Origin of the sequence: Kluyvera sp. CHPC 1.251 (assembly GCF_036759945.1) — a bacterium.
GTDB lineage: Bacteria > Pseudomonadota > Gammaproteobacteria > Enterobacterales > Enterobacteriaceae > Kluyvera > Kluyvera sichuanensis.
Genome location: NZ_JAPKIC010000010.1, coordinates 121,246 through 141,002, shown reverse-complemented (window position 1 = coordinate 141,002; position 19,757 = coordinate 121,246). Strand labels below are relative to the sequence as shown.

The following is a 19,757-nucleotide window of genomic DNA, read 5'->3' as shown; positions in this document are numbered from 1 at the left end:
ATGTCTGACAGTCTTGGGTTAGAGGATCCCGAGCATGTGACCAATTACGCCAGCGGCGAGCGTGGAAAATATCAGCACTGGCGGTTTAGCCCAAAAACCGGTGCCCTTAACCAGGCGGAACATCAGGAAAACGAGTAATAGCGGTAGGAGGTTCGGCATTATTTTATCGAAGAGCGCACTTTGTAGCTCGACGCTTTTTCCTCCCAGCGTTAGCGCAGCTGGGGTCGATAGACGAATAAAGCTTGCGCAAAGTGCGCCAATGACAAATATCCCCATAATATTCGCCGCACGTGCCAGTTTTTCGGTGGCGTCGCTCATATTGATCATTGCGGCGGTACCGGCACGATAACCCATGAACATCAGACCAAAATAGACGAAGAAGTGAACGACCTGGTAAAGAATAAAGAAAACAAAGGGGCCAGCAATGGAACCCGTCATGGCAATAGAGGCGCCAAGTGCGAGCGTCAGCGGCATAAGCGTCATGTGATCGATAGCATCACCGATACCGCCCGTTGGCCCCATTCCCGCTACTTTCATCACGTTAATGGTTGAAGGCTTTTCTTTATTCTCTTCCATCGCAATCGCGGTGCCGAGCAGGAAGGTGAAAAGCTTCGGGCTAGCATTGAAAAACTGTAAATGGTTTTTCAGTGCTTTAGCCATATCGTGGCGATTATTACCATGAATCTTCTTTAATGCTGGAATCATGGAATAGGCAAAACCTGCACCTTGCATTCTTTCGAAGTTAAAGTTGCCTTCCATAAATAATCCGCGAATAGCGCATTTCCAGAGATCTTTTTTACTGATGACTTTACGAACTTCGTTGTCCTGATAGCTATCAACATTATCAATAAGGCTTGGCTTGGCGTGCTCGGTTGCCTGCGGGAGATTAGATGCCATCTTCGAACTCCTTTTTATTTTGTGATTCTTGAGAGGATTTGCCGCTAAAGAAATAATAGAGCAGGGCAAGTGATGCACCGATAATGGCTACGGCCATAATTGGCAGTGCAAGATAGGTTGTCATGACAAAACCGATAAAGAAGATCCCCGCCATTTCTTTGGACCACATAATTTTAAGCAGCATTGCAAAACCAATGGCCGGAACCATTTTGGCGCCAATACCGAGTCCTTCAAGCAGGACTTTCGGCGTATTTTTATCGATCCACTCCGCGGCATGTTCGCCGAAATAGACGGTGGCGAAGGCCACAATAAAATAGAGCGATGAGCGAACAAATAGCGTGCCAATGAGAAGTCGCGAAATACCGCCGGCATCCGCTTGTTCCGCGTATCTATCGGCTTTGGACATGGTGAATGCGGTCAGGGCGAAGAAGCCAATCACGACCATTTGCATCAGAACCGCAATTGGCATGCCGACGCCCATGGCGACTTCCGGTGACTGCTTGGTCATGATGGCAAAGGCGACGGCGGCAATGGTCCCCATCGTGACGTCCGGCGGTTGCGCGCCTGCGTTAGGTACCAGTCCCAGCCAGGCCAGTTCCAGCGTGGCGCCAGCAATAAGTCCGACTTCCATGTTGCCCATAATCAGGCCAACGACAGGGCCGGTAATTAACGGGCGGTGAATGTTGAGGGCGACATCGTATTTATCGATCCCGCAGAGAAAGGCCCATATTGCGACCAGCGTAGCTTCAAAAAACATAGTGCAATTCCTTCTATGATATGAAAAGCATGGCGATTAAACTCTGTCGCCTGTTCAGACCATGGTCAAAATATCCACCGGTGTCTGGTCTGGGGTATTTTGAATGGTGCAGGCCACGCCTAAATTCACCATACGCTGGAAAGCATCAATATCCTTTTCATTGACCGATACCGTTTTAGTAATTTGCCGCTTCCCTTCGTGGAAGTGCATATTGCCGATATTGCATTTTTTAATCGGCACGCCGCCTTCAACGAGTCTGGCGACATCGCTAGGGTTATCGCAGAGGATAAAAATTTTCTGGCGTGGGGAGGCTTTATGGATGACGTCTATCGTTTTGTTGATTGTGAAAAATCGAACCTCATACTCACCGCCGGCAGAGGCTTTCATGCCTGCCTGCATAAATGCGGAACTGCTCCCTTCAGCAGCCTCATCATTAGCCACAAGAATGAGGTTGGCTTCCGTATGCTTACCCCAGGTGATCCGGATTTGACCATGCAATAAGCGCTCATCAATGCGAGTCCAGACGATGTTGGGCTGATTCATACTCTCTTTCCTTTTATATGAGTGACTTAATTCATATTGATAAGTTATGATTATCAATTGCTATGAATTTCGCCATGTGACTCAATCTTTCATTTTGTTAGATTGAAATGTGGTTTCACTATTATTCAACTTTCGTTTTGCATCAACATTGCGTTGCGCAAAATTTGACATCTTTCACAATGTTTCTACTTTTACAATTGCGAACGAAAGTGAAACCAAAAAGAAAGAAAAAGAAAGGTTGAGTCTTCAGGGGGTGAGCAATGCGTCACTCTTTAGCAGGAGGCAGGATCGGTGGCTGGCTATTGATATAGTCTTTGCCAACGCGCTGCAGCATGGAGAATAGGCCGGAAGGGTCTTGATTCTGTGCGATTTCGTCGAGGGTAATGACCGGATAGTTCCGGCCCTGGGCTAAGGCCAGTTTTTCTTTTTCTTCTTTCTCCTGCAAATACCCCACCAGGCTTATCTGATATTTACGGATATTTTCGACGTAGGCATAGGCTTCATGCCCGCGGGCATAGCCGTAGGTGAGTTTGCTGTACCACTGTTTCTGGCTGAGTAACGGCAAGCGCTGCTTCACGTCGGCCCAGCTATCCGGGTTGCCCTTTTGTTTAGCCGTGAGGGCGCGGGCATCCAGCATATGGGCGTAGCCCATGTTATAGGCCGCCAGCGCAAACCAGATTCGCTCCTCTTGCGGCACGCTGTCCGGTACCTTGCTCATCATATCCTGCAGGTAGCGCATCCCGCCGCTGATGCTCTGCTCGGCATCGGTACGGTCGCTCAATCCCAGACTCTGGGCGGTGTTTTTGGTGAGCATCATCAGGCCACGCACCCCGGTAGGGGAGGTGGCGAGCGGGTCCCAGTGGGACTCCTGATAAGAGATGGCCGCCAGCAGCTTCCAGTCGATTTCGCTGGCGTACTTCTCAAACAGCGGCTGCAGGTCAGGTAGCACGCTATCTACCGCGCGCAGGAAGGTGCGGGTATCAACATAGTCGAAGTCGTCACCGTGGCCGAGATACTTCTCTTCAAGGCGGGCAAGGGTGCCGTCTTCATTAATGTTGTCGAAGAAATCAAGCATTGCAGCGGAAAGCGTATTGTCGTCGTCCTGCAGGCTAAACCAGGTTACCGGCTGTTCGTCGGTCACGTCGAGGGCAACCGCCAGCTCCGGGTGTACGCGCTGGAACAGACCAATCGCCACCGAATCGGCGATGGTGTAATCAAGCTTGCCGTCGATCACCGCCTGCATCAGGTCGGCGGAGCTGCGTTTCTCATCGACGGTCCAGCCGAGGTCCGGGTATTTGTTTGCCTGCAGGTTTTGCAGATCGCTGATGACCACCTGGCCTGGAGCAATGGTGAGCTGATCTGCGGAGACGCTGCTGAGGCTGCGTGGACGCGTATTACCAACGCGATACACCAACTGTTGCGACACCGAATAGTAGGTCGGCCCCGCCTGGTAGCTTTTCACGCGCTCGCTGTTATAGACCAGACCGGCGGCCAGCATGTCGGCGCTGCCATTATCGAGATCGTCAAACAGCTGGCTGATATTCTGTCGCACCGTCACTTTTAGCTTTACGCCCAGATAGTCGGCGAACTGTTGGGCAAGCTCATAATCGAGCCCGTAGTCCTTATTATTGACGACGGTGTAGGTCAGCGGAGATTGCACGGTACTGATGCGCAGCTCCCCCCGCTCTTTGATAGCGGCGATGCGATTCTCTGGTTTTCCAAACCAGGGAAGAGAGGGCCAGAGCGCCGCTGCGAGCAGCAACGTCACAAAGCCGATAAGCAGGTAATTAATCTTTAGCTTTTTCAAATGGTTAATTCACTGCGTTGTCAGAAATTGTTCCAGATAATCTAAAGCCTTGTTACAGAATGAGCGGCATTTTGCTTAACATTGCGCCAGTTGGCAACTTATTCGAGATATGTGTCACATCTATTGATAAAGAAAAGAGATGTGTTTATTTCGACGCAAACGGTTTCGTCGGGGCGCAGGATTCTCTATAATAGCGCCCGTTCTCCCCCATTGCGCACACTGAAAGCTGAGAAGACGAGAGACTTATGATGGAAATTCTGCGTGGTTCGCCTGCACTGTCTGCATTTCGTATTAACAAACTGCTGACGCGGTTTCAGGCAGCCAACCTCCCGGTAAGCAACATTTACGCCGAGTATGTCCATTTTGCCGACCTGGACGCGCCGCTTAATAAAGAAGAGCGAGCCCGACTTGAGCGACTGTTGCAGTATGGCCCAAGCCTCAATAGCCATAACCCTACCGGTAAACTGCTGCTCGTCACCCCTCGCCCTGGCACCATCTCCCCCTGGTCTTCAAAAGCTACCGATATCGCCCACAACTGCGGCCTCTCGCAGGTTCTGCGCCTTGAGCGCGGCGTGGCGTACTACATTGATGCCGCTAGCCTGACCGCCGAACAGCTGAGCGCCGTGGCGGCCGAACTGCACGACCGCATGATGGAGAGCGTATTTGACTCGCTGCAGGATGCCGGAAAACTGTTTGCTCACCATCAGCCGGCACCGGTTGCCAGCGTGGACCTGCTGGGGCAGGGCCGTCAGGCGCTGATCGATGCCAACATCCGTCTTGGCCTGGCGCTGGCGGACGACGAAATTGACTACCTGCAGGATGCGTTCACTACGTTGGGCCGCAACCCGAACGACATCGAACTCTATATGTTCGCTCAAGCGAACTCTGAGCACTGCCGTCACAAGATTTTTAACGCCGATTGGATTATCGACGGTAAACAGCAGCCTAAATCGCTGTTTAAGATGATCAAAAACACCTTCGAAACCACACCGGATCACGTGCTGTCTGCCTATAAAGACAATGCCGCGGTGATGGAAGGCTCTGAAGTGGGTCGCTACTTTGCCGACCACAAAACCGGTCGTTACGATTTCCATCAGGAGCCTGCGCATATCCTGATGAAGGTGGAAACCCATAACCACCCGACGGCTATCTCTCCATGGCCGGGCGCCGCAACGGGCTCCGGCGGTGAAATTCGCGACGAAGGCGCAACCGGTCGCGGCGCGAAGCCAAAAGCGGGGCTGGTGGGCTTCTCCGTATCCAACCTGCGTATTCCTGGCTTTGAGCAGCCGTGGGAAGAAGATTTCGGCAAGCCGGATCGTATCGTCACCGCGCTGGATATCATGACCGATGGCCCACTGGGTGGCGCGGCGTTCAACAATGAATTTGGACGCCCGGCGCTGACCGGCTACTTCCGTACCTACGAAGAGAAAGTGAATAGCCACAACGGTGAAGAGCTGCGCGGCTACCACAAACCGATCATGCTGGCAGGCGGGATCGGCAACATCCGCGCCGATCACGTACAGAAAGGTGAGATCGTGGTAGGGGCGAAGCTGATCGTCCTCGGCGGTCCGGCGATGAACATTGGCCTGGGCGGTGGTGCTGCTTCTTCAATGGCTTCCGGCCAGTCTGATGCTGACCTCGACTTTGCTTCCGTACAGCGTGACAACCCGGAAATGGAACGTCGCTGCCAGGAAGTTATCGACCGCTGCTGGCAGTTGGGTGATGCCAACCCGATTCTGTTTATCCACGACGTGGGCGCGGGCGGTCTGTCTAACGCCATGCCGGAACTGGTGAGCGACGGTGGTCGTGGCGGTAAATTCCAACTGCGCGACATCCTCAGCGATGAGCCGGGCATGAGCCCGCTGGAAATCTGGTGTAACGAATCTCAGGAACGCTACGTACTGGCGGTCGCCGCCGATCAGCTGCCGCTGTTCGACGAGCTGTGCAAACGTGAACGCGCGCCGTACGCGGTGATTGGTGAAGCCACCGAAGAGAAGCATCTGACGCTCGGCGACAGCCACTTCGACAACCAGCCGATCGACATGCCGCTGGACGTGCTGCTTGGCAAAACGCCGAAGATGACCCGCGACGTGCAGACGCTGAAAGCGAAAGGCGAAGCGCTTGCCCGTGAACACATCACGCTGGCCGACGCGGTGAACCGTGTACTGCATCTGCCCACCGTGGCGGAAAAAACCTTCCTCGTAACCATCGGCGACCGTACGGTCACCGGTATGGTCGCGCGCGACCAGATGGTAGGCCCATGGCAGATCCCGGTGGCGAACTGCGCGGTGACCACCGCTAGCCTCGACAGCTACTACGGCGAAGCGATGTCTATCGGCGAACGTGCGCCGGTTGCGTTGCTGGACTTTGCTGCCTCCGCCCGTCTGGCGGTTGGCGAAGCGCTGACCAACATTGCCGCAACCCAGATTGGCAACATCAAACACATTAAGCTCTCGGCAAACTGGATGTCAGCCGCAGGCCACCCTGGCGAAGATGCCGGTCTGTACGAAGCGGTGAAAGCGATCGGCGAAGAGATGTGCCCGCAGTTGGGTCTGACCATTCCGGTGGGCAAAGACTCCATGTCGATGAAAACCCGCTGGCAGGAAGGCAACGAGCAGCGTGAAATGACCTCGCCGCTGTCGCTGGTGATTTCCGCCTTTGCGCGCGTGGAAGATGTGCGCCACACCATCACGCCTCAACTGGCGACCGAAGATAACGCCCTGCTGCTGATCGACCTCGGCAAGGGGCATAATGCGCTGGGCGCAACCGCACTGGCGCAGGTTTACCGTCAATTGGGCGATAAACCGGCCGATGTCCGTGACGTGGCACAGCTGAAAGGCTTCTACGAGGCGATTCAGGCACTGGTTTCACAGCGTAAGCTGCTGGCCTACCATGACCGCTCTGACGGTGGCCTGCTGGTCACCCTGGCGGAAATGGCCTTTGCCGGTCACTGCGGCGTGGAAGCCGACGTGGCAACCCTCGGCGACGATCGTCTGGCGGCGCTGTTCAACGAAGAGTTGGGTGCGGTTATCCAGGTTCGCGCCTCTGACCGCGCGGCGGTGGAAGCGATTCTGGCGGCGAACGGCTTGGCAGACTGCGTGCACTTCCTCGGTAAAGCCGTTGAAGGTGACCGTTTCACCCTGACCGCCAACGGCCAGCCGGTATTCAGTGAAAGCCGCACTACGCTGCGTATGTGGTGGGCAGAAACCACCTGGCAGATGCAGCGCCTGCGCGATAACCCAGAGTGTGCCGATCAGGAACACGACGCGAAAGCCAACGATAACGACCCGGGCCTCAATGTGAAGCTCACCTTTGATATCGCCGCCGACGTCGCAGCACCTTACATCTCCACCGGTGCGCGCCCGAAAGTAGCGGTACTGCGCGAGCAGGGCGTGAACTCCCACGTTGAGATGGCGGCTGCCTTCCACCGTGCGGGCTTTGATGCCATCGACGTGCACATGAGCGACCTGCTGGCAGGACGTACCGGCCTGGCGGACTTCCAGGCGCTGGTGGCCTGCGGCGGCTTCTCCTACGGTGACGTACTGGGCGCGGGTGAAGGCTGGGCGAAGTCCATTCTGTTCAACAACCGCGTTCGCGATGAGTTTGCAACCTTCTTCCACCGTCCACAGACCCTGGCGCTGGGCGTCTGTAACGGCTGCCAGATGATGTCTAACCTGCATGAGCTGATCCCAGGCAGCGACCTGTGGCCGCGCTTTGTGCGTAACCACTCCGACCGTTTTGAAGCGCGCTTCAGCCTGGTCGAAGTGGCCAGCAGCCCATCGCTGTTGCTCGCGGGGATGGAAGGTTCACGTATGCCAATCGCCGTCTCTCACGGTGAAGGTCATGTGGAAGTTCGTGACGGTGCGCATCTGGCACAGCTGGAAAGCAAAGGGCTGGTGGCGCTGCGCTTCGTGGATAACTTCGGTAAAGTCACCGAGGCCTATCCGGCGAACCCGAACGGTTCTCCTAATGGGATCACCGCTGTGACCAACGAAAGCGGTCGCGTCACCATTATGATGCCGCACCCGGAGCGTGTGTTCCGTACGGTTTCCAACTCCTGGCACCCGGAAAACTGGGGCGAGGACAGCCCGTGGATGCGTATTTTCCGCAATGCGCGTAAGCAGCTTGGCTAAGATAGACCCTTAATGCATCAAGCCCCTCTTCGTGAGGGGCTTTTTTGTTTCTGCGCCTACCCAATGCCGCGTTGCTCGGCTGGGCTACATTCGGTACGGCGAAGGGGTGTCGGGAAACCCCGACATTGGCGGTATGGCACTGTCGCTAAATGGAGACATTTAATTTGATGATTTATAAGGAATTTATATTATGCGCCAATAGGTGTTGCTAATTAGCGACACAATGCCCAAAAACTGCCTTCATCTCTCTTCTGACCTTTTTTATATATTTTCTATATTTATCATTGTGTTAATTTATTGTTTTGTATTATGGCACGCATCATGCATAATATTAACCAGTGGCTCATTCACCTTCTTATGTCAGCCCCTTCGGGACGTGCTACATAAACTTCGAATGACGCACAACAAGGTGCCTGCCGTCCAGCAACTGATAATAGCGTAGCTTTATCAACCATCGGGCGAAACGTTGAGTTAGGCACCGCCTTATTCCATAACAAAGCCGGGCTTCTGCCCGGCTTTGTTGTTTCTGGCCTTTCCCTCATCGATATCCTCAGTTAGCATTCCAGTACGTTGATTTACTGAGATACCTCTTTTGAAACGCCCCTCGCTCTCTCCACGATCGCTGCGCCAACTGGTGACGCTGTCTTTCCTGCTGATTCTGCTGCCGCTGCTGGTACTTGCCTGGCAGGCATGGCAGAGCCTCAACATGCTCAGCGCGCAGGCCGAACAAACCAACCGCACCACGCTGATGGATGCCCGACGCAGCGAAGCGATGGCGAACGTCGCGCTGGATATGGAACGCAGCTACCGCCAGTACTGCGTGCTGGATGACCCGACGCTGGCGAAGGTGTACCAGAGTCAACGTAAGCGCTACAGCGATATGCTGGAGGCGCACGCGGGCGTGCTGCCAGATGACACGCTTTACCAGCGACTGCGGCAGAACCTTCACGATCTGACGGCCCTCCAGTGCACCAACAGCGGCCCGGAAAAGCAGGCGGTGGCGAAGCTTGAAGCCTTCTCCAGCGCCAACGGTGAGTTGGTGCAGGCTACCCGTACCGTGGTCTTCTCCCGTGGACAACAGCTTCAGCAGGCGATTGCCGAACGCGGCCAGTTCTTTGGTTGGCAGGCATTGGTGCTGTTCCTGGTCAGTCTGGCGATGGTGCTGCTGTTTACCCGTATGATCATTGGCCCGGTGAAGGGCATCGAGAGCATGATTAACCGGCTGGGCGAAGGGCAATCGCTGGACGGTGAAGTGATGTTCCGTGGCCCGCGGGAACTGCGCTCCGTTGGGCAGCGAATTATCTGGCTCAGCGACCGACTCTCCTGGTTAGAGTCGCAGCGTCACCAGTTCCTGCGCCATCTCTCTCATGAGCTGAAAACGCCGCTCGCCAGCATGCGCGAGGGGACTGAGCTGTTAGCCGACCAGGTCGTTGGGCCGCTGACGGCTGAACAAAAAGAGGTGGTGGATATTCTCGATAGTAGCAGCCGCAATCTACAAACCCTGATTGAACAGCTGCTGGACTACAACCGTAAACTCAGTGAAACCGCCGTGCGCATGGAGTATGTGGCACTGGCACCGCTAGTCGAGCTAGTGGTTTCTGCGCACAGTCTGCCCGCAAGGGCTAAACTGATGCACACGCAGGTCGACCTGCAGGCACCGGCCTGCCTGGCGGAACCTACACTTCTGCTGAATGCGTTGGATAATCTCTACTCGAATGCGGTGCACTACGGCACTGAATCCGCTAACATTTATCTCCGTAGCCATCGGGACGGCTCGCGAATAGCCATAGACGTAATCAATACCGGAACGCCGATCCCGGATAGCGAAAAATTAATGATTTTCGAGCCTTTCTTTCAGGGTAGCCATCAGCGCAAAGGTGCGGTGAAGGGGAGCGGCCTGGGATTGAGCCTTGCACGCGACTCCGTTCGGAAAATGCACGGCGAACTACAGCTTCTCGACACCCAGGACGGCAACGTCTGTTTTCGCATCGAACTCCCGGTACCTGGGCTGGAAAAAACAACCACATGAATCGAAATCGAGTCACTATGCCCCAATTCTTAGCACGGACGAGTCGGATACCACGGCGGTGGTGCGGCGGGCTATTTGGGCTCGCCTGCCTGATGCTCTCCGGATGTAATAGCGCACTGACGCCGCACAGTCTCGGCAGCAGCGCCGAAGGCAGCGAACCGCGCCAGCAGGTAGCGGATTATCTGTCGACTAACTGCGACGATATCTGGGCGCTGGACGGCGACACCGCAGAGAACAACCCCCTTTACTGGCTGCGTAGCGTGGACTGCGCCAATCGTCTGTCGGCGGCGCGCGCGCGCGCTGAAGCCAGTCCGCTGACGGCGGATACCTGGCAGGGCGCGTTTAAGCGCGGCATCCTGCTGGCAAATGCCAAAATCACCCCGACTGAGCGTCGGCAGGTGGTCACGGCGATTGATACCCTCAGCCCGCAAATTCCGGTCCGCATTCGCCCACTGTACCAACTCTGGCGCGATGGGCAGGTGTTGCAGCTATCGCTATCTGAAGAACGTCAACGTTACAGCAAACTGCAGGAGACCAGCGACGGTCAACTGGACGCGCTGCGCCTGCAACAGCAACAGCTACAGGGTGAGCTGGACTTAACCACCCGCAAGCTGCAAAACCTGACGGATATCGAACGCCAGCTCTCTACCCGCAAACCGGGCGCCGATATGTCTCACGGCGCGGCATCTGACGAGGATAAGCATGACTAACCGTAAACCTGCGCATCTGCTGCTGGTGGATGACGACCCCGGCCTGCTGAAGCTTCTCGGGATGCGTCTGACCAGCGAAGGCTATCGGGTCGTTACGGCAGAAAGCGGTCCGCAGGGGCTCCGCGTGCTGGCGAAAGAGCGCATCGACCTGGTGATTAGCGACCTGCGCATGGATGAGATGGACGGCCTGCAGCTGTTCGGCGAAATTCAGAAAGTGCAGCCGGGGATGCCGGTGATTATCCTGACCGCCCACGGCTCAATTCCGGAAGCGGTCTCGGCGACCCAGCAGGGCGTGTTCAGCTTCTTAACCAAACCGGTGGATAAAGACGCGCTGTATAAAGCCATCGACGAAGCGCTGGAGCGCACGTCACCGGCAAACGATGAACGCTGGCGGGAAGCGATTGTCACCCGTAGCCCGTTGATGCTGCGTCTGCTTGAACAGGCGCAGATGGTGGCGCAGTCGGATGTCAGCGTGCTGATTAACGGCCAGAGCGGCACCGGTAAAGAGATTCTGGCGCAGGCCATTCACAATGCCAGTCCGCGCCACGCGAAGCCGTTTGTGGCCATCAACTGCGGGGCACTACCGGAGCAACTGCTGGAGTCTGAGCTGTTCGGCCACGCGCGCGGTGCGTTTACCGGCGCGGTCAGCCACCGGGAAGGGCTGTTCCAGGCGGCGGAAGGCGGTACGCTGTTTCTTGATGAAATAGGCGATATGCCCACGCCGCTGCAGGTGAAACTGCTGCGTGTGTTGCAGGAGCGCAAGGTGCGCCCGCTTGGCAGCAACCGCGATCTCGACATCAACGTGCGTATCATCTCGGCGACCCACCGGGATCTGCCGAAAGCGATGGCCCGCGGCGAGTTTCGTGAAGATCTCTTCTACCGCCTGAACGTGGTGAACCTTAAGATCCCAACGCTTGCCGAACGCACCGAAGATATTCCGTTGCTGGCAAACTACCTGCTGCGTCAGTCGGCGGATCGGCATAAGCCGTTCGTGCGCGCCTTTTCTACCGATGCCATGAAGCGCCTGATGGCGGCTAACTGGCCGGGTAACGTACGCCAGTTGGTTAACGTGATTGAACAGTGCGTGGCGCTGACCTCATCGCCGGTCATCAGTGATGCGCTGGTTGAGCAGGCGCTGGAAGGGGAGAACACGGCGCTGCCGACCTTTGTGGAAGCGCGCAATCAGTTTGAACTCAACTACCTGCGCAAGCTGCTGCAAATCACCAAAGGTAACGTCACCCACGCTGCGCGTATGGCCGGGCGCAACCGCACTGAGTTTTATAAATTGCTCTCCCGCCATGAACTGGATGCGAACGATTTTAAAGAGTAGCACCCGAAATACGTCTGATTTATGATACGGTGAGCAACCGGTTACGCGATAAAAACGACAGGAACACCATGAAAAAGATTGATGCGATTATTAAACCCTTCAAACTGGATGACGTACGTGAAGCGCTGGCGGAAGTTGGCATCACCGGGATGACGGTAACGGAAGTGAAAGGCTTTGGCCGTCAGAAAGGTCATACCGAGCTGTACCGCGGTGCGGAGTACATGGTGGACTTTCTGCCGAAGGTGAAAATTGAGATCGTGGTGACCGACGATATCGTCGATACCTGTGTGGATACCATTATCCGTACCGCGCAGACCGGTAAAATTGGCGACGGCAAAATCTTTGTCTTCGACGTGGCGCGCGTGATTCGTATCCGTACCGGCGAAGAAGACGACGCAGCAATCTAATCGATGTAGGCCGGATAAGCGAAGCGCCATCCGGCAGACACCACGCAGGATGCCGGATGGTGGCGCAAGCGCCTTATCCGGCCTACAGCATTACTCGTCGGCCTGTGCCAGCGTTACGCTGGACGAACCCAGCAGACGTTTCAACGCGATCAGCACCACAATCAGCGCCACCACGCCCAGCGTCCATTCCCCCATTTGCGAGAAAAAGTGCCTATAGGCATCGATAGCCGTATCGCTAATTTGGGATTCGGTCGTTTTCTGTGCCACCACGCCTGCCAGCCAGTTAGCGACCGAGCCCGTTGCCAGCATGTAGATACCGGTCAATACGCCGGTCACTCCAGGCAGGTTCAAACGGGTAATCTGCGCCATTGCCACCGGGTCAATAAACAGCTCGGCGAAGCCCATCAGCGCCAGCCCGGCGATCATCATGCCCATCGACGCCAGACCGTGTAGCTGCGCACCGCGCGCGTTCAGCGCCAGTAGCATGAAACCTGCCGCCATCAACACTAGCCCGAATGCGAACTTCAGCCATACCCGTAGGGCAGAACTCACGCTGCTTTCAGGACGCGCCAGCCAGGCCAGCACCACGCCTGCCGTCATCACGGCAACCGCGTTGACCGACTGGAAGAGAGCGGTTGGCACTTCAACGTTCAGCCAGCGACGGTTCACGAAGTGGTCGATAAACAGGCTGATAGAGCTGCCGCCCTGCTGAGCCAGTACCCAGAACAGCGTGCCGGTCAGCATCAGCAAAATGATTTGCCATAGGGCGCGGCGCTGTGCCGGGAAGCGCAGCATAATGCGCGCCACGATGACGGCGGCGGCCGCGCAGACGATCGCCAGCAGATAGCCTGACCAGTCATTTTGCAGCAGCAGGGTGAAGAACAGCGGCGCGATGCATAGCGTTAGCGCCAGCCAGCCCCAGGTTGGTAGGACAAACTTCACCGCTCGCAGCGCCGGTTTGTTCACCCCTTGCGTATGGCGGAAATGGCGATGGCCGCTTAAGAAGACGATCAGTCCAATAAACATGCCGATGCCTGCCAGCGCGAAACCGACGTGCCAGCCGTACCACTGCGCTGCCAGCCCGCAGGCGATAGGCGCCGCAATGGAGCCGATGTTGCCCGCCGCGTACAGCAGCGAAAAACCGCCGTCGCGACGGTTGTCATCGGGGGCGTACATCTCACCCAACAGACAGCTGATATTGGATTTAAACAGGCCGTAGCCGCAGATGATAATTCCCAGCGCAAGGTACAAACTCCACGTGGAGTCCGATTCCACACCGAGTACGATATGCCCAAGCGTCATCAGCAGCGCACCGGATATGACGGCGGTTCGGTTGCCGAGCAGGCGGTCGGCGAGCCAGCCGCCCAGAATAGGGGTGACATAGACCAGCGAGGCGTAGGCGCTGAACAGGTCGATAGCGTGGCTGTCATTGAAACCAAGCTGGTGGGTAAGGTAAAGGATGAGCAGGGCACGCATGCCGTAGAAGCTAAAATATTCCCAGATTTGAATCGCCACGATGTAGTAGATCGCGCGCGGTTGTGAGGGTGTTTTCATGTCGATTCCTTGCTGTGTGGATGCACGAAAAAGGGAAGCGACTCGCCGCTTCCCTCTGTTTTTTTAATTATTTTTTAGCGTCTTTCAGCACTTTAACCGTGTAGCGACCATCCGCCTGACGGTAGGCGCCGTGGATGTCGGTTTCAAAGCCTGGGTAATGCGCGCCGATTTCGCACAGCATCTGCAGGAACTCCAGCACCGGACGGCTCTCTTCGGTGATCATCTCACCCGGCATAACTAGCGGCACGCCTGGAGGATACGGCAGGATCATGTTGGCGTTGATGCGACCAACCACGTCATCCAGATAGACCTCTTCCGTTTCGCCGTGCAGCTCTTTCTGGAATGCTTCGTACGGGGTGATTTCCATGGCTGGCAGCACTTCAAACGCGCGGAACATCAGGTCCGGCAGGTTGTGGTGCTCAACCAATTTATGGATGCTCTGCGCCAGCTCCTGAATACGCATGTTTTCATAGAATTCCGGCGCTTCCTGGTACAGCGAAGGCAGAATGTTTTTCACCCGCAGGTTCAGGTCAAAGGCGCGTTTGAACTCGGTCAGCGCGCGCAGCAGGCTCAGCGCTTTGGTTTTATCGATCCCGATGCTGAACAGGAACAGCAGGTTATATGGGCCGGTTTTCTCAACGATGATGCCGCGCTCGTCGAGGTATTTGGCAACCAGACTCGCCGGAATACCGAAGTCGTCCATGGTACCGTCTTTTTTCATGCCCGGAGTCAGAATGGTGACTTTGATCGGGTCGAGGTACATATGTTCGTTGTCGATATTTTTGAAACCGTGCCATGCGCTGTCAGAACGCAGCGGCCAGCAGTCAGGGCCGTCGATGTGTTCTGGCTGCCAGACGTCAAAGAACCAGCCTTCGGATTCGCCTTTCAGACGTTTGATCTCTTTACGGAACTTGATTGCCCGCTCGATAGAACCGTTAATCAGGCGCTTACCGGCATTGCCTTTCATCATCGCCGCGGCGGTTTCAGTGGATGCCACGATGCCATAATGCGGAGAGGTGGTGGTGTGCATCATGTAGGCTTCGTTGAAGGTCTCTTCGTTGATGTCGCCCTTCACGTGGATCATCGATGCCTGAGAGAACGCCGCCAGCAGTTTGTGCGTGGATTGGGTTTCATAAATCACTTTGCCTTCAACGCGGTCGCCGCTCATCCCACATTTACCCGCATAGATAGGCGAGAAGTTGGTGTAAGGCACCCAGGCTGAGTCGAAGTGAATGGATTTCACATCCAGCGTCTTCTTGATGTAGTCGGTGTTGTACAGCAGACCATCATAGGTGGAGTTGGTGATCACCGCATGCACCGGCCAGGTCGCGTTTGGCGTGGCTTTTACGCGTTTTTCAATGGTTGCTCGCTGGAATTCGCTCTGTGGAATACCGCCGAGAATACCGTAAGCGTTACGGGTCGGGCGGAAGTAGATCGGCGTAATATTGCTCATCATCATCAGATGCGTCAGCGATTTATGGCAGTTACGGTCGATAAGTACGGTGCTGCCCGCCGGTGCGGAATACATGCCAACGATTTTGTTCGCGGTAGAGGTACCGTTGGTCACCATGTAGCTGCGCTCGGCGTTAAAGACGCGGGCGATATACTCTTCAGCTTCTTTGTGCGGGCCGGAGTGGTCCAGCAGAGAGCCCAGCTCGGAAACGGAGATGGAGATGTCTGACTTCATGGCGTTAGGGCCGAAGAAATCATGGAAAATGCTGCCGACCGGGCTTTTCTGGAAGGCGGTGCCGCCCATGTGGCCAGGGGTACAGAAGGTGTATTTACCTTCACGTACGTATTTGAACAACGCTTTGGTCAGCGGTGGCAGAATGGCGTCGATGTATTCGTCGGTGCTCTGGCGGATTTTCGCCGCAATGTCAGCCGCGGCGCCCAGCGCGTATTCGAAGAAACGAACCTGCATGCGCAGGTCATTCAGGCTGACGTCCAGCGTGGAGTAGCTGTTGGCAAAAGCGTAAACCGGCATGTACTCGTTCAGCGCGCTGATCTCTTCGCACAGCTCAAGGTTGTACTTGTCCCAGTCAAAGATCACGCCGCAGAGATTGGCATTATTTTCAATCAGCTTCAGCAGGTCTTCACGATCATTCGGGTAAACAATGCGGAAGTTCAGGCCTTCCAGCGCGCGGTGAAGCTCACGAATAGGCTCTTCTTTAAAGTAGACGCCCATGTGGTTCATGATAGCAATAACGTTCATAGTCATAGTCATGTTTCCGGATATAGAAGGCCCCTCCCGCCACGATGTGGCAGGTGAAGGAGGAGCCTTTAGAGAAATTAGGGGGTGATTACAGCGCTTGAGCCGTGTTGTTTTCGTCGTCGTTATGTTGACGCTGGTGCATTTTGCGACCGTAGAACATCAGGATAACGAGGCTGACGATGAAGGTACCGGACAGCTCGAAGGAGCTTGCACCCATCAACGCGATGAAGCAGAACGCACAGCCCAGCACGGAACAAATAAGGCTGACGAAATTACGAACGTTGATGCCTTCGAAGCGAATCAGGTCAACGCAGGAGTAGAAGTAAGGCAGCATGGTCAGCAGCACGGCGATACCGGTCAGTTCACCGAACAGGTCAGACGCTTTACCGCCGTTGGAGTTCATCACGGTGATGATGATCATCAGACCGGTCATTTTCAGGCCAGCCAGCAGCAGGCCTTTCTTAGGAATACCGTTTTTATCGAGCTCGCCATACACTTTCGGGAAGTTGCCGTCGTTGGCGGCACGTACGCCAGCCTGACCAACCAGCATCATCCACGAGCCCAGAGAAGTCAGACACGCAAAGGCGGTGAAGGCGGAAACCAGCGGAGCGGCCCAGCTACCCAGAATGGTTGAGGCGCTGACGGCAAACGGCGCGCCGGAAGAGGCCATTACGGAAGCGGGATACATACCGGAGATAACCTGAGTGGCAGCGATATAAACGATACCGGCCAGCGCGGTACCCAGCATGGTTGCCATGGGTACGGTACGTTTCGGGTTTTTCACCATGCCGGTGCTCACCGCGGCAGATTCCACGCCGACGAACGCCCACAGGCACAGCAGAATACTTTTAATCACCGCGTGTGGATCGGTCGTGGTAGAGGTGTTCCAGTTGGCGTGGTAGGTCGCCACGTCAAACCAGTGCCAGCCCACGACGGCGGTCAGTACAACCGGGATCAGCACCAGGAACAGACCGATAGTCGTCAGACGGCTGACCCAGGTACCACCCAGCATGTTGATAAAGGTGAACAGCCACACGATGGCGATACACGCGATACCGGCAGGAATCGGGTCGTTTAATACCGGGAAGTAGGTGGATAAATAAGAGACGGCGGTAATACCGATAGCCAGGTTACCGATCCAGTTGGCATGGTAATAAAGGACCCCGGTCTGGAAGCCGAAAGCGGGAGATAATTCACCAGCGTACGCAATGGGGCCACCCTGCTGCGGGTTCTTCGTTGCCAGTCGAGCGTAAACGTAAGCCAGTGACATGGCACCAATAATAGAAATAACCCAGCCCCAAATGGCAATACCACCGATGCTGGCGAGGTTCGCGGGTAATAACGCGATACCGCTCCCCATCATATTCCCGGCAACAACACCGGTACAGGCAAATAGCCCGATCTTTTTGGCAGAACTCATGTTCGTTTCTCCTGAACAGTATTTTTAGGACCGGATCGCGAGATGAGAAATGACGAATGACCCGACCAACTGACGGCAATTATTACTGAGCAGGCTAAGAGAAGTCCTAAAGTAAAGGTGAAGTAAAAACAAACATAGAAAAAATGAGGTCTTTACCTTTTTAACGTAACACATCAGGATAAAAACTTTATATCAGGAAAAGGTAAATAGTGACTAATTACAAGTGGTTAGGTGGTGGTGTCTTACGAGGTATGATGTTGTCACAAGGTAACAAATCACACCTTGTGACAACATTAATATTACATTTTGAGGGCGGTTATTTAACCATGATAATCGGGTTGTTGGGCTAACGATTACTCTTTAGCTAAAAAAGACTGCAAATACGGGACTATTTTTTCAATCGAGGTCTGGAATACACCATTTTGAATCCAGTACAGCGTGTTCTCGCCTGGACGCAAATTAAACGCCGTAATATAGGCATCAGCCGCCAGACGACTCTCGCCTTTCATTTCGTAAACTTTACCCAGCAGCACGTAGTTAAGCCATGACATCTCAATTTCAATGCTTTTATTTACCGCCTCGAAGGCGTTATCGATACTACCGTGGCTTAAATAGTCGATAGCTTTAATTCGATACAGTATGGCGCTGTTCTGAATATCCGGCATTTGTTCTACGCGCGTTAATTCTTCATTCAGCGCGGCCAGTTGCTGGTTATCAAAAGGCTGCTGCGACTGGCGTAAAACATCCACCATCGCCTTTTGCGCATAGGCATAGGCAAAATGAGGTGAGGATTTAGTAATGTTTGCCAACAGCGTGCTGGCCTTGTTTAACGACGGCGCATCGCCGACAGAAACCAGCTGCAGCGCCTGATAAAACTGTGCCAGCGCCTGTGTTTCCGGCAGTTTCAGCCGGGTCAGTTCCTTTTGCATCCCCTCTGGCCACGGCTGGGCCAGTGCGCTGGAGAGGCTATCGAACAGATCGCCCTGGATAGAGACCAGGTTGCTATCGGTGACGAAGTAGCGCTTATCGAGCATGGTTGAGCCGTCGGCGTTGTCGATAAGCAGCACCGACATAAAGCACTGCTGGGCGCGGTAGTGGCGTTGATTCACAAAGCTGATGGTCAGCGTCTTCCCGGAGCTGCTCGGTTCATTGACGTTATAGTTGGTTTTGTCGTGAACCATAAAGGTGGAATAGGTGTTCAGCGAGGTGGTAATCAGCGTGCCGAGGCCGATGGCATAAGACTGCTGCGAGGCCCAGTTATTACAGGAGGATCCCGGTTCAAAGCGAACGTCAATATCGCGCGGGTTCAACAACAGGTGCGCACGCGTGACCTGCGGATGCGGGCGCACCACGCTCAGCAGGACCATGGCAATCAGTACGCCAAGCGAGAGTAAAAAGGCGCATTGGGTCCAGAAGTTGGCAAACCAGCGGCGTGGTTTGGGCTCTACAGTGGCGGCACGCGTGGGCGTGACCGGCGCGCTATCAAGGGCGGTAGTTGGCTGTATCTCTGCGGCTTCATCGTGTATTTCAGACTCGCTAAGCCAGGTCACCGGGGCCGTAAGCTGGTAGCCGCGTTTGGGCACGGTAATAATGTATTCGGCGTGGCTATCGCCGCCGTCGCGCAACGATTTACGCAGTTCAGAAATACTCTGTGTGACCACATGGCTGGTCACAATATTTCGCATCCAGATGTTATCAATAAGCTCGTCGCGGCTGAGCACTTCCCCAGGGTGGTGGGCAAAATACATCAGCAGATCGATTAATCGAGGTTCCAGAGTGAGCTGGCGTCCAGGGCGGCTAATTTGATTCACTGAAGGCGTGACGAGCCATTCCCCAACGCGCACAAACGGTTGTTGCATAAAAATGAATCACCAAAGGAAAAGAAATAGATAAGTGAGTAATGATAACACAGCTCACTATCCTATTTTTTGACCGGGACGAGCGAAGAAAGGCGGGAA

The 19,757-nt window shown here is 55.0% G+C and carries 13 protein-coding genes; 5 read left to right on the top strand and 8 right to left on the bottom strand.

From position 1 onward, the window contains the following. Positions 1–18 precede the first annotated feature (18 nt). The 4 genes from V6940_RS18535 to mltF form a co-directional block, all read right to left on the bottom strand. Complete coding sequence (locus V6940_RS18535; RefSeq protein WP_333496841.1) at positions 19–897, bottom strand: PTS system mannose/fructose/sorbose family transporter subunit IID; 879 nt, start codon at positions 895–897, stop codon at positions 19–21. Next, the gene (gene agaW, locus V6940_RS18530) at positions 887–1,654 is read right to left on the bottom strand and encodes a PTS N-acetylgalactosamine transporter subunit IIC (protein ID WP_333496840.1); all 768 of its coding nucleotides are present in this window, start codon (positions 1,652–1,654) and stop codon (positions 887–889) included. The genes V6940_RS18535 and agaW overlap by 11 nt, the downstream gene beginning before the upstream one ends. A gap of 54 nt (positions 1,655–1,708) precedes the next feature. Further along, positions 1,709–2,197 (bottom strand): PTS N-acetylgalactosamine transporter subunit IIB, encoded by a 489-nt coding sequence (agaV, locus tag V6940_RS18525; protein ID WP_333496839.1) that lies wholly within the window; start codon positions 2,195–2,197, stop codon positions 1,709–1,711. Between the two features lie 265 nt (positions 2,198–2,462). Next, a complete protein-coding gene (gene mltF / locus V6940_RS18520) occupies positions 2,463–4,004 on the bottom strand; it encodes a membrane-bound lytic murein transglycosylase MltF (protein ID WP_333496838.1) in 1,542 nt (513 codons plus the stop codon). Positions 4,005–4,249: 245 nt separating this feature from the next. Here mltF and purL point away from each other — a divergent pair, with 245 nt between their 5' ends. The 5 genes from purL to glnB all read left to right on the top strand — a co-directional run bounded on the left by purL (position 4,250) and on the right by glnB (position 12,613). Next, the gene (purL, locus tag V6940_RS18515) at positions 4,250–8,137 is read left to right on the top strand and encodes a phosphoribosylformylglycinamidine synthase (RefSeq protein ID WP_333496837.1); all 3,888 of its coding nucleotides are present in this window, start codon (positions 4,250–4,252) and stop codon (positions 8,135–8,137) included. A 592-nt stretch (positions 8,138–8,729) separates the two neighbouring features. Next, on the top strand, positions 8,730–10,166 hold the full coding sequence (locus tag V6940_RS18510; RefSeq protein WP_333496836.1) for a sensor histidine kinase: 1,437 nt from the start codon (positions 8,730–8,732) through the stop codon (positions 10,164–10,166). Positions 10,167–10,183: 17 nt separating this feature from the next. Continuing rightward, entirely contained in the window at positions 10,184–10,876 is a 693-nt protein-coding gene (gene qseG, locus V6940_RS18505) for a two-component system QseEF-associated lipoprotein QseG (RefSeq protein WP_442910829.1), read from the top strand. Beyond that, positions 10,869–12,206: a two-component system response regulator GlrR gene (gene glrR, locus V6940_RS18500; RefSeq protein ID WP_333496834.1), complete on the top strand. Its 1,338-nt coding sequence runs from the start codon at positions 10,869–10,871 to the stop codon at positions 12,204–12,206. The genes qseG and glrR overlap by 8 nt, the downstream gene beginning before the upstream one ends. Before the next feature lie 68 nt (positions 12,207–12,274). Next, entirely contained in the window at positions 12,275–12,613 is a 339-nt protein-coding gene (gene glnB / locus V6940_RS18495) for a nitrogen regulatory protein P-II (protein WP_002914032.1), read from the top strand. A gap of 90 nt (positions 12,614–12,703) precedes the next feature. Here the strand turns inward: glnB and dtpD are convergent, their stop codons facing one another. The 4 genes from dtpD to cadC all read right to left on the bottom strand — a co-directional run bounded on the left by dtpD (position 12,704) and on the right by cadC (position 19,658). Further along, the gene (gene dtpD, locus V6940_RS18490; RefSeq protein WP_333496833.1) at positions 12,704–14,167 is read right to left on the bottom strand and encodes a dipeptide permease DtpD; all 1,464 of its coding nucleotides are present in this window, start codon (positions 14,165–14,167) and stop codon (positions 12,704–12,706) included. A gap of 67 nt (positions 14,168–14,234) precedes the next feature. Beyond that, complete coding sequence (gene cadA / locus V6940_RS18485; RefSeq protein ID WP_185668936.1) at positions 14,235–16,379, bottom strand: lysine decarboxylase CadA; 2,145 nt, start codon at positions 16,377–16,379, stop codon at positions 14,235–14,237. 88 nt (positions 16,380–16,467) lie between these two features. Continuing rightward, the gene (gene cadB, locus V6940_RS18480; RefSeq protein ID WP_333496832.1) at positions 16,468–17,799 is read right to left on the bottom strand and encodes a cadaverine/lysine antiporter; all 1,332 of its coding nucleotides are present in this window, start codon (positions 17,797–17,799) and stop codon (positions 16,468–16,470) included. 353 nt (positions 17,800–18,152) lie between these two features. Then, complete coding sequence (gene cadC / locus V6940_RS18475) at positions 18,153–19,658, bottom strand: lysine decarboxylation/transport transcriptional activator CadC (protein WP_333496831.1); 1,506 nt, start codon at positions 19,656–19,658, stop codon at positions 18,153–18,155. Between the last annotated feature and the right edge of the window lie 99 nt (positions 19,659–19,757).